This window comes from Achromobacter sp. 1011811831, from assembly GCF_059760905.1.
In genome coordinates, this window is sequence record NZ_JCBANG010000008.1 from 43,029 (window position 1) to 56,276 (window position 13,248).

Below are 13,248 nucleotides of genomic sequence, written 5' to 3' on the forward strand. Positions count from 1 at the left end.
CACAGGCGAAGACCGCGACATGCAAGGGGGGCGCGCGCCCGCGCGCCCCTTGCCCTCATCAGTAGCGGTACCGCACGTCCAGCGTGCCGGTGTGCTGGCGATTGCCGCTGCCGAACTGGCCGCCGTAGCTCACACCCACGGTGGTGCGCTTGCTCACGTCCATGTTCACGCCCAGCTCGACCAGGGCCGCGTCGCGGGCCACCGGCACGCCATTGGCCGTGAACGAGCCGCCGCCCTGCACGAAGGACAGCGTGCTGGCCGGGTTGACGTCGCCGTAGGCATGGCGCCAGCCCAGCGTGCCATGCACCTGACCGCGCGCGCCCGCGCTTTCGAAGGCGCCGCGCGCGTGCAGGCCCAGCGTGGTGGTGGCGACGTTGTTGCGGTTGCTGTCGCCACGCAAGGCGGCGTCGCCGCCGGACTCGGTGAAGGCGCGGGTGCGCAGGCTGCTGTAGCCGGCGCCGACGAAGGGCTCCAGCGTGACGCGCTCGGTGACCGGGATGGCGTAGCCCAGCTCGGTGAAGACCTGGGCGGTGTTGCCACGGTAGCTGGCTTCCAGCGTCTGCGGCAGGCCGGCGGCGTCGGTGTTGCGACGGGTCGACATGTCGTGCCAGGTATAGGCCGTGCCCAGGCTGAAGTTGAGCTTGGCCGAGCCGACGTCGAAGGCCTTGCCGCCGTAGATCGTCAGGCTGTAGCTGTCGGCCTTGGCGCTGGCGCCGCGGTCGCCGGTGCTGCTGCGGCTGTTGGTGTAGCCCAGCGCGCCGCCCAGGCGCCAGCCGCCGCCGATGGCATGGTCGCCGCCGATGGTGATGCCGCTGTCGGTTTGCGTGGTCTTGGCGGCGTTGCCGTCGCCGCGCACGGTGCCCCAGTTGCCGAAGACCTGCGCCCACAGAGGCTGCGCGGCGGCCTGCGGCAGCGCGGCGGCGTCGCCCAGGCCGAGCTGGGCGGTGGGCACGCCGGGCAGCATGCCTGCGTTCAGGTTGGCGCGCAGGCGCGTCATGGGCACCTGCACGAAGGTGTTGGCGGCGCCCTGCAGCATGGTGGCGGAGGTCGAGTGGGTCTCGCCGCTCAGGCCGTCGAAGGCGCCGGCCGGCGCGCCGTTGGGCAGGTTCATGACGCGGCGGTACAGCGGGCTGTCCTTGGGCAGGCTTTGCAGCGCGCGGGCGACGGCGCGCTGGTTGCTGGTGTTGCCGGCGTCGGCGAACTCGATCGGGCGGGTGCCGCCGTCGTCGGTGGGCACTTCCTTGGTCTTGATGACCAGGTCCACGCGGTGGTCGTCATAGGCCAGCGTGGGGTTGAGGAAGGCCAGGTTGCTGGAGACCTTGCCGAAGCGGCCCTGCACGCCGCCGTCGGCGGTCAGGATGGTGTAGGTGGTGGCCGGGGCGTAGCTGCCGTTGGCGCCCACGTGCACCACGGCGCCGGCCAGCGTGGCCTTGCCGCCCACCTGGACACTGCTGTGCTGGCCGTCGGGCGAGGCGGCGACGCGGTAGGACGCATACTGCCCGAAGCTCAGGTCGCCCCGCAGCTTCATCGTGCCCATGGGCCTGGCGGCATTGCCCGGTGCGAGCATCCCGCTGGTCAGCACCACGTTGTTGAGGGTGCCGGTGCCGGACAGGACGGTTCGGACGCTGGTCTCCACCGTGCCGCCGAGCTTGCCTTCCACCTGCAGGGCGCTATCGGGATAGACGGTGAGGGTGCCGGTATAGGCGCTGCTGTTGCCGAGCAAGGTCAGAGTGCTGTCGCCGAGAACCTTGGTGGCGCCCGAGCCGGACAGCGAGCCGGCGTAGGTCCAGTTGTCCGACCGCCTGAAGAGCAGCTCGCCATTGTTGACGATGTCGCCGGTCAGCGAGCCGGTGTTGCCGCGGTTGCCGATCTGCAGCGTGCCGCGGTCGATGCGGGTGACGCCGGTCAGGGTGTTGTTGCCGGTCAGGATCAGGGTGCCCAGGCCCTGTTTGCGCAGTTCGCCGGCGCCGGACAGCGTGCCGCCGTAGGTCAGCGAGCCGGTGCGGTTGAAGGCCAGCGTGGCGCCGGCCTGGACGATGGCGTCGCCGGCGATGCTGCCGTACGAGCCGCCGTTGCCGAGTTGCAGCGTGCCGCTGGCGACCCGGGTGACGCCGGTGTAGTCATTGTCTAACACAAGCGCCAGCGTGCCGGCGCCCAGCTTGGTCAGGCCGCCGCTGCCGGACAGCGTTTGCGACACGGAGAAGGTGTTGCCCGCGTCGGCGATGTCGAAACCGCCGCCAGCCGCGCCCCAGGTGATCATGCGGGGCGCGCTTTGCATGGCGGTGCCGGTGACGCGCAGCGTGCCGCCCTGGAAGTCCAGGCCGCTGGAGGCGGCGCCCAGGTTCGCGTTGGACGAGACCGACAGCGTGCCGGCGCTCAGGCGCGTGTCCTGGGTGTAGGTGTTGGCGCCGTTGAGCACCAGGGTGCCAGCGCCGGTCTTGTTCAGGCCGTTGCCGGTGAGCACGTTGTCGATGGTCGTGGTCCAGCCGGCGGAGCTGGCGCCGCCGTCGCCCACGCGCACCTCGCTCAGCTGGCCGGCGGCGGGCGCGACCAGGGTCAGCGGGTCGCCGTTCAGGCGGTAGCCGTCGCTGGCGAACTGCATGCCCTTGGCCTGCACCGCGCCGGCGGTGTTGTCGATCGTGACGGTGCCGGCGGCGCCGCCGAAGATGGAGAAGGTGTCTGCGGGATAGCGCGTGCCGGTCGTGCTGCCGGTGGCGTCGGTCCAATTCGCGTTGGTGACCGACCAGGCGCCGGAGCCGCCGCCCATCTGGGTCGGGCTGGCCAGTCCGTCGGCGTTCCAGAACGCCAGAGGCATGCCCGCTTTGTTGACCAGGTTGATCTGCTTGGCCCCGGACAGCATCTGGATGGTCTGGCCGGTCACGCCGGTGGTGATTCCGCCATTGGCTGTCGTCAGCGTGCCGGTGTAGTCGAACAGCCGGTACAGGCCGGGGCCGTAGCCGCCGCCGTCCAGGATATCCAGGCGCGCGCCGTTCAGGGTCAGGTCGCCCAGGACCGATACGCTGTGGCCGGCGCCGGGCGTGTTGACGTCGGCGCCCGGCGTGCCGAGGCTGAACTGCGCGGTGCTGCCCTTTTCCAGCGTGAGGGCGCCGACGGTGAATACGCCTCCGGGCGCGCCCGGCGTCAGATACCCATCGGCGGCCACGGTCACATTGCCATCGACCCGGCCGAAGCCGCCGAGCTTGCCGCCGCTGTCCACGTAGACGTCGCCGCTGATGCGCGCCGTGGAATAGGCCGACGCTCCGCCGACCATCAGCGTGCCGTCGTTGACTACCGTCTGGTTGTCGTAGGTGGCGGCGCCGTTCAGTTCAAGCAGGCCGGCGCCGGTCTTCATCAGCCCGGCGGAGCTGCCCGAGATCGTGCCGCCAAAGGAGCCGCTTTCGAGCGTCAGGATCCCGCCCAGCTTGACCTCGCCGCCGGTGCCGTTCAGGGCGGCCAGGGTCTGGTATTGGGCGCCGGAGACATCGAAGACGCCGCCCGTATTGACCGTGACCCAGGCCTTGGGGGCCAGGCTGCCGTTCGTGCCCAGCTTGAGCGTGCCGCCGTTGATGGTGACTCCGCCGGCGATGAGGTTGGCGCCGTCGAGCGTCTGTGTGCCGGTGCCCGTCTTGGTCAGCGTGCCTGTGCCGGAGATGACGCCGCCGTAGGTGCGCGAGGCGCTGCCGGCCAGGGTCAGCGCGCTGGCGCCCAGCGTGACGTTGCCCGTGCCGCTCAGCCCGCCGATGGTCTGGGCGCCGGCGGCGCTCAGGTCGAAGGCGGTGTTGGCCCCCAGCCATACCGTGGCGCTGCTGGACAGGCTGCCGCCGGCGCCGATGGCCAGCGTGCCGCCGTTGACGGCGAAGGTGCCGGTTGAGGTGTTCGCGCCGGTCAGCGTCAGCGTGCCCGCGTTGTTCTTGTTGACGGTGCCTGTACCGGACAGGACGCCGCCATAGGTGCCGGCGCCGGACTGAATGAAGAATAGCTGGCCGTTGTTGTGAATGTTGCCTCGCAGGCTGCCGTTGTTGCCCAGCAAGGTGGCGTCGGTCTGGACGGTGGTGCCGCCGCTGTAGTCGTTGGCGCCTTCCAGCGTGACCTGGCCGGTGCCCGCGACGGTCAGGCCGCCCGTGCCGGACAGCTTGCCGGACAGGACGAGCTGGTTGGCGTCGCTCGTCGTCAGGCCGCCCGTGCCCAGCACGATGTCGTTGGCCAGTGTCGCGCGGAAAACGGACGAGGCGATGCTGCCGCCCTGCGCGTCGATGACACCGGTGCCGAGTACGCCGTTGTTGTCGACGGTGGCGACGCCGCCCTTGAGCGTGACGGCGCCGCCCGGTATGACCAGCGGGCCGTCCGTCAGGCGCCAGTTGCCGCTGTTGACAGTCAGGTTGCCGAAGTTGGTGTAGGTCGAATTCGAGACGTTGTTGGCCAGGCTGTTGCCCGCCGGATCTTCCAGCACCAGCGTGCTGTTGGGGCCGCCGCCGTCGACCTTGCCTGGTTTGGCGAACGTCAGGCCGGGTATGCTCAGGACGGTCAGGTTGGCTTCCGCGCTGCTGCCCGTGACGGACGAGCCGGACTGCATCGTGAAGACGTTGCTGGCGCCCGCGCCCATGCTGACGCTGCCGACGATGGTGCCGGCATTGACGAAGGTATTGCCCGGGCTGCCTGGGGCGGTCGGCGCCTGCATCGCGATCCGGCCCACGATCGAGCCATTGTTGATGATCTGGGCCTGGCCGCCGCCGTACGTTGCGATGACGGGCGCGTTCTGGGCAGTCCGGAGAATGTTGTCTATGACTTCGGCCTGTATGGAGCCGCCCGCCTCGTTCGTGATCTTGGTGACGCCGGACGCGTTGTTGCGTGCCGCCAGCGCCAGGCCCGTCAGGTCGGTAAGCAGCGGGGAGTAGTCGCCGCTGACGCCGCTGATGATGCCGCCAGCTCTGTTGGTGATGGTGTGCGTGCTGATGGCATTGGACGTGATGGCGACGCCGCTGGACGCGATCGATAGGTTCGGGCTGAGCGTGCGGGGGCTGATCTTGCCGCTATTGTCCAGCGTCGCATTGCTGCCCTGCAGGGTCAGCGCGGTTCCGCCCATGCTCTGGATGACGCCCAGGCTGCCGGTGGCCAGCACGGTGATAGTGACGTTATTGACGCTGATGCTGTAGTGCGGCTGCAGCGGGAAGGCTGGGGTGTCGCAGACCAAGTTGGTGGAGACGCCGACAACATGGCAGTTGACGGCCGCTGCCATCCCGCTCCAGCCGGACAGGCCCAGCGCCAGCGCCACGGCCAGCGCATGGCGCGGCCAGCGCATCGGGGCGCACAGCCCGGCGGATGCGCGGCCGCCGCGCGCCTGCGCGGCGAATTCGGAAACGGGCTGCCAGGCACGCACAGCGTTGTTCCATACCAGCCGGTATATGTGATTCAAGGCCCGCTCCTGATTTTTTAATAATGTCCGGCCGCGCCTCCGGAATGGGACGCCGGCCATTCGCCTGCTCGGTTGACGGCAGGTTGAAAGAATTATTAAAAAATTGTAATTAGCGGATTAAGGATGATTCTGACGAATTCTTTCGTCGAATCTTCAAGCCCGGGCGGGCGTGAGCGGATTGCCGTGCGATAGACGGATATAACAAGAAAATGCCAGGGAAATCGCCGGCAAAGGCCGCGAACGGCGGCGCCGCCAGATCCATCCCGCGCGAGCAGCGTGTTGTTGGCGGGAGACAGGCGATCGTCGACAGGTCCGCGCTTCGGCGCTCGCTTCAGGGCAATAGCGCGTCGCCATCCAGGCTGCATTCGCCCAGTTCCACCCGCTGCGGCGCGGTCTCCTTCACCAGCCGCACGAAGATCCGAGCGAACTCGCGCGCCTGTTCCGATGGCGCATAGGCGTTGGGCAGCAGGAAACCGTAGGGCAGGGTCAGCTTGGGCTCGAAGTCGCGCAGCACGATGCCGGGCACGTTGGCGGCCAGCACGGGGTCGGCCAGCGCCACGCCCACGCCCAGCGCGGCCAGCTGGCAGGCCGACTGGCCGGACGAGGTCTCCATCACCATGTGCAGCGGCAGGCGGCGCTGCTCCATCAGGTCGTCGATGTGCTTGCGCAGCAGCGTGTAAGGGCGCAGCGCGATGAAGGGCTCGTCCTTGATGTCGTCCACCGTGACCACGGACTTGGCCGCCAGCCGGTGGTGTTCGGGCATGGCGATGACCAGCCGCACGTCGGCGAAGCTGCGCGAGCGGATGCCGGGAAAATCGATGGGCAGCGCCGCCAGTCCCAGGTCGAACTGCTGGCCGGACATCCACAGGCCGACCTCCACGCGCGAACGAACTTCCAGCGATACCTTCACGCGCGGATGCAGGCGCGAGAACTCGGCGATGGCGGCGGGCGTGACGCTGTACGCCAGATAGGGCTGCGTCAGGATGCGCAGCCAGGCATCCTGCTGGTTGCGGATGCTGCTGGCGATGCGCGACACCTCTTCGAAGCCCGCCAGGATATGGCGCGTGCCTTCATAGAAGCGCAGGCATTCGTGGGTGGGAACCAGGCCGCGGCCCTGGCGCAGGAACAGCGTGAAGCCGACTTCCGCTTCCAGCGCCGAGATCAGCCGGCTGATCTGGGGCTGGGTGCGGTGGATGCGCCGTGAGGCTTCGGTCACGCTGCCGGTCTCCATCACGGCGCGCAGGGCTTGCAGGCGGTTCATTCGCATAGGGGTTAACCCGAAATATGGTGTGAGTCAGGCGCGAACGCAAAAAAGCGCAAAGCCTTGCCCGCATTGGGCCAGGCGCCAGCGCGAGGATCATCCATTACAAAAGCGCATGAATCAATACTCCGAACGCAATTGACGCATGAATTCACGCAATCTTAGGATCGCCTCAACTTTCGATGATTTCGATGAAAGAGGCGCGGCGTGAATATCCTAGAGAAAGAGGTATCCGTGGGCAGCCCCGCGGCGTTGTTTCCCGATGAACGCAACGGCATCGAACTGCTGGACTGGAGCAATATCGGCCTGGCGTTCCCCATCAAGCACAAGCGCGCGTACCTGAACAACGCGTCCATCGGCGCCCTGAGCCTGCCGGTGGTGGCCGCGGTGAACCGGTACATGGAAGACGTGCGCGACCATGGACGCAATTCCTATCCCGAGTGGTGCCGCTACGCCGACGAGACGATCAAGGCCCGCATCGGCCGTCTGATCGGCGCGCACCGCGACGAGATCGCCTTCGTCAAGAACACCACCGAGGGCCTGATCAACGTCGCCAACGGCTTTCCCTGGCGCGACGGCGACAACCTGATCCTGCCCGACATCGAGTACCCGTCCAATGTGTACTGCTGGATGAAGCTGGCGGCGCGCGGCGTCACCATCCGCTGGGTCAAGAACCGCAACGGCCGCATCCTGGTGGACGACATCCGCAAGCTCATGGACGACCGCACGCGGCTGGTGTCGCTGAGCGCCGTGCAGTTCTCCAACGGTTTCCGCCACGACCTGGAGGCCACCTCCAACCTGTGCAACGAGCGCGGCGTGTACCTGAACCTGGACGCGATCCAGTGGGCCGGCGCCTTGCAGCTGAACGTGGAAAAGCTGGGCATCCACTTCCTGTCGGTCGGCGGCCACAAATGGATGCTGGCGCCGGTGGGCACCGGTTTCTTCTATTGCCGCAAGAGCGTGCTGGGCCTGCTGGACCCGCCCAACGTGGGCTATCACAGCGTCGACAGCACCGAAGACCACATGCACTACCTGCTCGAATATCGCCAGAACGCGGGCCGTTTCGAGGAGGCGCTGGCGAATTTCACCGGCATCTGGGGCCTGGACGCCGCCGTCCGCATCCAGCTGGCGCTGACGCCCAAGAGCATCGAATCGCACATTCTGGAGCTGACAGGCTATGCTGGCGCCGCGCTGCAACGCAAGGGCTGGCAAATCGTCAGCTCGCGGGCGCAGGGCGAGGCCTCGGGGAACCTGTCGTTCAAGCATGCCGGCTATGACGCGCAGGAAGTCGCCGTCCGCCTGCGCAACGCCGGGGTGGACCTGGCGGTGCGCGGCGGCAATCTGCGCATCTCGCCCACGTACTACAACGACACCAGTGAAATCGACCGCCTGGTCGAAGCCTTGCCGTCCTGACGGCCGGGCCGCGTGCCGGCGGACCTATCAGAGCGAGAGGAATGTGATGACGATGTTGCATACGATGCGCCGCCTGGCGCTGGGCCTGGGCGTGAGCGCGTTGGTGGCGGTTTCCAGCGGCGTCCACGCCGCCGGCGCGCCGAAGAAGGGAGGCACGCTGCGCTACGGCACCGTGTCCGAGATCGTGTCGCTGGATCCGCACGTCTACGGCGGCAATGCCTGGAAGGTGCTGATCGAGGCGCTGTACAGCCCGCTGGTCGGCTACGACAAGACCGGCGCCGTGGTGCCGCGCCTGGCGCAAAGCTGGGAGCAGCCCGACGCCCGCAGCATCGTCTTCCATCTGCGCGCCGGCGCGAAGTTCCATGACGGCACGCCGGTCACGGCCGACGACGTGAAGTTCTCGCTTGACCGCATCCTGGATCCCGCCGCCGGCGCCACGCTGCGCTCGAACCTGCAGGGCGCCACGGTCACGGTGGTCGACGCGACCACCGTCAAGGTCGAGAAGCCCTCGCCGGACGCGACCCTGCTGGCCGTGCTGGCCATGCCCGAGGCGGCCATCGTGTCGCGCAAGTGGGTGGAAAGCGGCGCCAACCTGAAGCTCAGCGCCAACGGCACCGGCCCCTTCGTGCTCAAGAGCTACGAGCCCGCCGTGCGCGCCAGCCTGGTGCGCAATCCCGCCTATTTCGTCGAGGCCCAGCCCTATCTGGACGGCGTGGACTTCCGCATGATCAAGAGCGACGACGCGCGCGTGAACGCGCTGCGCAGCCAGTCGCTGGACATGATCGACTTCGTGCCCTGGAAAGACATCGACGCGCTGCGCCGCAACGCCGGCATGAAGGTGGACATGGCCGGCGGCGCCTTCATGAGCGTCTGGTTCAACACCGCCAAGAAGCCGTTTGACGATGCGCGCGTGCGCCGCGCCGTGTCCTACGCGATCGACCGCGAGGCCGTGTCCAAGGCGGCTTTCTTCGGCCACGGCCAGCCCATCTATGGCGCGCCGACGACGGCCGATTCGCCGTACTACAACAAGGACCTGGACGGCACCTACAAGCGCGACCTGGCGCGCGCCCGCGCGCTGCTGGCCGAGGCCGGCCACCCCAACGGCGTGGACGCCAGCATGGTGGTGTTCCAGGGCCTGGGCATCTACACCACGATGGCGCAGGTGATCCAGGCCAACCTCAAGGAAGCCGGCATCAACCTGAAGCTGGAGCCGGTGGAATGGGCCACGCTAGTCGAGCGCAAGAACCGCGGCGACTATGAATCGATGATCTACGGCGTGTCGGTCAAGCTGCCGGATCCGGATGCCTACGCCTATTACCTGGGCGGTGATTCCAGCTACTGGGCCAAGCCCGTTGGCTACCGCGACGCCGAGCTGGAAAAGCTGCTGGCCGCCGGCCGCGCCCAGACCGACGTCAAGGCGCGCCAGCCGATTTACCACGAGGCTGAAAAACGCATCCTGGAAACCAGCCCCTGGCTGTTCGTGAACTGGCGCGAGCAGGCGCAGGCCTATCTGCGCAAGGTACACGGCTACACGCAGCTGGGCGGCGCGCTGAGCGAAAGCAGCCCGGGCATTTCCCTGCCCACCATGTGGCTGGATTGAGCGGCCACGGATGCTGCCTTTCCTGGCCCGGCGGCTGACCTCGGCCTTCATCACCCTGGCCCTGGCGACCGGGGTGGTGTTCATCGCCATCCATCTGCTGCCGGGCGATCCCGTCGCCATCATGCTGGGCGAGCAGGCCGGCAGCGACCCGCTGGCGGTCTCGAAAGTGCGCGCGCAGCTGGGGCTGGACCAGCCGCTGGGCGCGCAGTTCGCGCGCTGGATCGGCGCGCTGGCGCACGGCGATCTGGGCGTCTCGCTGCGCACCGGCGAACCGGTGGCCGACGAGCTGGCCCGGCGCATTCCGCGCAGCCTGGAACTGATCGGCGCCGGCCTGCTGGCCGCCGTGGCGCTGGGCGTGCCGCTGGGCGTGATCGCCGCGCGGGCGCGCGGCCGGCTGGCCGGCATGGCGGCCGGCATGCTGGCGGTGGCGGGATTCTCGGCGCCGGTGTTCGTGCTGGGCATCCTGCTGGTGCTGGTGTTCAGCCTGGGGCTGGGCTGGCTGCCGTCCTCGGGCTTTGTCGCGTTCGCCGACGATCCGCTGCAGCATTGCCTGTCGCTGATCCTGCCGGCCATGACCATCGGCCTGAACTTCATGGGTGTGGTCGCGCGCATGACGCGCGCCAGCCTGACCGACGTGATGGGCAAGGACTACGTGAAGCTGGCGCGCGCCAAGGGCCTGACGCGCGGCCGCGCCATCCTGCGGCATGCGCTGCCCAACGCGCTGGTGCCGGTGATCGCCATCGTCGGCATCCGCGCCGGCAACCTGCTGGGCGGCACCGTCATCATCGAGGCGCTGTTCGACTGGCCCGGCCTGAGCTCGCTGCTGGTCAGCGCGGCCTTCGCGCGCGACTACCCTGTCATCCAGGGCAGCCTGCTGGCCATCTTCGCCATCTTCATCCTGATCAGCCTGGCCATCGACCTGGCCCAGGGGCTGGTCGATCCCCGCATCCGCAGGCCGCCGGCATGAGCGCCCGTCCCGTTTCCGCCGACACCGCTGTGCGCCGCCCGCCGCGTTTTTTGTCCGCCGCGCTGCCGGCCTGGCTGGCGGCCGCCTTCCTGCTGCTGGTGGCGCTGGCCGCCGCCTTCGGTCCCATGCTGGGCCTGCAGGATCCGTACCAGATCGATGCGGCCAATCTGCTGTCCTCGCCCACCTGGAAGCATTGGCTGGGCACCGACGAGCTGGGCCGCGACCTGCTGTCGCGCGCCGTGCATGGCGCGCGCGTGTCGCTGACGGTGGCGGCCGCCGCCGTGGCGCTGGCCGGCGTGCTCGGCGTGGCCATCGGCGTGGGCGTGGCCTTCCTGGGCCGCCGCGCCGAGGCCGCCGCCATCCGCGTGGTGGACGTGTTCGTGTCGCTGCCCGAGATCTTCGTCGCGCTGGTGGTGCTGGCCTTCATCGGCGGCAACCTGCCGACCCTGGTCGCCACCATCGGCATCCTGTACGCGCCGCAGTTCGCGCGCGTGGCCTGGGGAGTGGCGCGCGGCATCCGCGAGCGCGAGCATGTGCAGGCGGCGCGCTCGCTGGGGGCGGGGCCGGGCTGGATCATCTGGCACGAGGTGCTGCCCAACATGCGCTCCATCATCGCGGTGCAGGCCTCGTTCACGTTTTCCTTCGCCATGCTGCTGGAGGCCGGGCTGAGCTTCCTGGGCCTGGGCGTGCGTCCGCCGGTGCCATCCTGGGGCCAGATGGTGGGCTCGTTGAAGGACTATCTCTACACCAATCCCTGGCCCGTGCTGGTGCCGGCGCTGGCGCTGTTCTTCACGGTGCTGGCCGTCAACGTGCTGGGTGACTGGCTGCAGGACGCGCTCAATCCGGAGCTGCGGCGATGAGCCACGACGCCGACAAGCTGCTGACGGTGCGCAACCTGGCCGTCAGTTTCGATGGCCGCGACGGTCCCGTGCACGCGGTGCGGGGCGTGGACCTGAGCGTGCGGCGCGGCGAGGTCGTGTGCCTGGTCGGCGAGTCTGGCTCGGGAAAATCGGTCACCGGCTTTTCGCTGATGGGACTGATCGATCCCCCCGGCCGCGTCAGCGCCGATGAGCTGCGCTTCGATGGCCGCGACCTGCTGCGCGCCACGGAGAGCGAGCGTGACGCGTTGCGGGGCAGGGACATCGCCATGGTGTTCCAGGAGCCGATGACGGCGCTCAACCCCGGGCGCACGGTGGGCGCGCAGATCGCCGAGGTCTTCCTGATCCACGAGCGCATCGGCCGCCGCCAGGCCTGGGACCGCGCGGTGGAACTGATGGAGCGCGTCGGCATCCGCGAGCCGGCGCAGCGCGCCCGAGCCTATCCGCATGAGTTGTCCGGCGGCATGCGCCAGCGGGTGATGATCGCCATCGCCTGCGCGCTGACGCCCAGGCTCATCATCGCCGATGAACCCACCACCGCGCTGGACGTGACCGTGCAGGCGCAGGTGCTGGAGCTGTTGTTCACCCTGCAGGCGCAGAGCGGCGCGGCGGTGCTGTTCATCACGCACGACCTGGGCGTGGTGGCCGAGATCGCCGACCGCGTGGTGGTGATGCAGGCGGGCCGGATCGTGGAGGAGGGCGCGGTCGGGCAAATCTTCGCGCAGCCGCGCGACCCCTATACGCAGGCCCTGCTCGCGGCCGTGCCCGATGTGGACGCGCCGCGCGATCCGGCGCGGCGGCTGGGACGCAGGACAGGCGCGGAGGCTGCCCGATGAGCGACGCCATCCTGCGCGCGGACGCGATATCCAAGGAATTCGTGCTGGCCCGCAACCTGCTGGGCCGGCCGACGCGCGTGCTGCAGGCCGTGCGCGGCGTCAGCCTGTCGATCGAACGCGGCTCCACCTTGGCGCTGGTCGGCGAATCGGGCTCGGGCAAGAGCACGCTGGGCCGCTGCATCGCCGGCCTGCTGCGACCCACGTCCGGCAGCGTCGAGCTGGCCGGCCATGACGTGCAGCGCCTGTCCGGCGCCGCGCTGCTGGCGTTCCGCCGCCAGGTGCAGACCATCTTCCAGGATCCCTATTCCAGCCTGAACCCGCGCCGCACGGTGGGCGACGCCATCATGGACGGCATGGTCATCCACAAGCTCTGCGGCGCCGAGGAACGCCAGGCGCGCATGCTGGCGCTGCTATCGCGGGTCGGCCTGCGGCCGGACCACGCGCGGCGCTATCCGCATCAGTTTTCCGGCGGTCAGCGCCAGCGCATCGCCATCGCGCGCGCGCTGGCGCTGGAGCCGCGCTTCATCGTGGCCGACGAGGCCGTGTCGGCGCTGGACGTGTCGGTCAAGGCCCAGGTGCTGGACTTGCTGGCCGACCTGCAGGCCGAGCATGGCCTGACCTATCTGTTCATTTCGCATGACCTGGGCGTGGTGCGGCATTTCGCCGACCGGGTGGCCGTCATGGCCGCCGGCGAAATCGTCGAGGAAGGCGACTGCGACCAGATCTTCGAGAGCCCCGCGCAGGCCTATACGCGGCAGCTGATCGCCGCCGTGCCCCGGCCGGACCCGGCGCGCAGGCGCCTGCGGCGGGGCTGACGCGGCGCGCGCTGGCGCAGGGCTTAAGTTTCGGCTCCCGCCTGCCGTTAGCAGGCGAGAGGCCT

The 13,248-nt window shown here is 68.9% G+C and carries 8 protein-coding genes; 6 read left to right on the forward strand and 2 right to left on the reverse strand.

Annotated features, from left to right (window positions below; all coding sequences use genetic code 11):
• Positions 1–58: 58 nt before the first annotated feature.
• Together AC6LJ9_RS05185 and AC6LJ9_RS05190 are read right to left on the reverse strand one after the other, a co-directional pair.
• Complete coding sequence (locus AC6LJ9_RS05185; RefSeq protein WP_498146695.1) at positions 59–5,413, reverse strand: autotransporter domain-containing protein; 5,355 nt, start codon at positions 5,411–5,413, stop codon at positions 59–61.
• Between the two features lie 331 nt (positions 5,414–5,744).
• Complete coding sequence (locus AC6LJ9_RS05190; protein WP_498146696.1) at positions 5,745–6,674, reverse strand: LysR family transcriptional regulator; 930 nt, start codon at positions 6,672–6,674, stop codon at positions 5,745–5,747.
• A 207-nt stretch (positions 6,675–6,881) separates the two neighbouring features.
• On the opposite strand from AC6LJ9_RS05190, the gene AC6LJ9_RS05195 reads away from it, so the two are divergent.
• The 6 genes from AC6LJ9_RS05195 to AC6LJ9_RS05220 are packed head-to-tail and all read left to right on the forward strand — an operon-like array spanning position 6,882 to position 13,183.
• Entirely contained in the window at positions 6,882–8,087 is a 1,206-nt protein-coding gene (locus AC6LJ9_RS05195) for an aminotransferase class V-fold PLP-dependent enzyme (RefSeq protein ID WP_498146697.1), read from the forward strand.
• A 46-nt stretch (positions 8,088–8,133) separates the two neighbouring features.
• Positions 8,134–9,687 carry an ABC transporter substrate-binding protein gene (locus AC6LJ9_RS05200; protein WP_498146698.1) on the forward strand — a complete coding sequence of 518 codons (1,554 nt, stop codon included), beginning with the start codon at positions 8,134–8,136 and terminating at the stop codon, positions 9,685–9,687.
• Between the two features lie 10 nt (positions 9,688–9,697).
• The gene (locus AC6LJ9_RS05205; RefSeq protein WP_498141122.1) at positions 9,698–10,654 is read left to right on the forward strand and encodes an ABC transporter permease; all 957 of its coding nucleotides are present in this window, start codon (positions 9,698–9,700) and stop codon (positions 10,652–10,654) included.
• On the forward strand, positions 10,651–11,514 hold the full coding sequence (locus tag AC6LJ9_RS05210; protein WP_498146699.1) for an ABC transporter permease: 864 nt from the start codon (positions 10,651–10,653) through the stop codon (positions 11,512–11,514). The genes AC6LJ9_RS05205 and AC6LJ9_RS05210 overlap by 4 nt, the downstream gene beginning before the upstream one ends.
• Positions 11,511–12,368, forward strand: coding sequence for an ABC transporter ATP-binding protein (locus tag AC6LJ9_RS05215; RefSeq protein WP_498146700.1), 858 nt, complete (start codon positions 11,511–11,513; stop codon positions 12,366–12,368). Before AC6LJ9_RS05210 ends, AC6LJ9_RS05215 begins: the two co-directional genes overlap by 4 nt.
• The gene (locus AC6LJ9_RS05220; protein ID WP_498146701.1) at positions 12,365–13,183 is read left to right on the forward strand and encodes an ABC transporter ATP-binding protein; all 819 of its coding nucleotides are present in this window, start codon (positions 12,365–12,367) and stop codon (positions 13,181–13,183) included. Before AC6LJ9_RS05215 ends, AC6LJ9_RS05220 begins: the two co-directional genes overlap by 4 nt.
• Positions 13,184–13,248 lie beyond the last annotated feature (65 nt).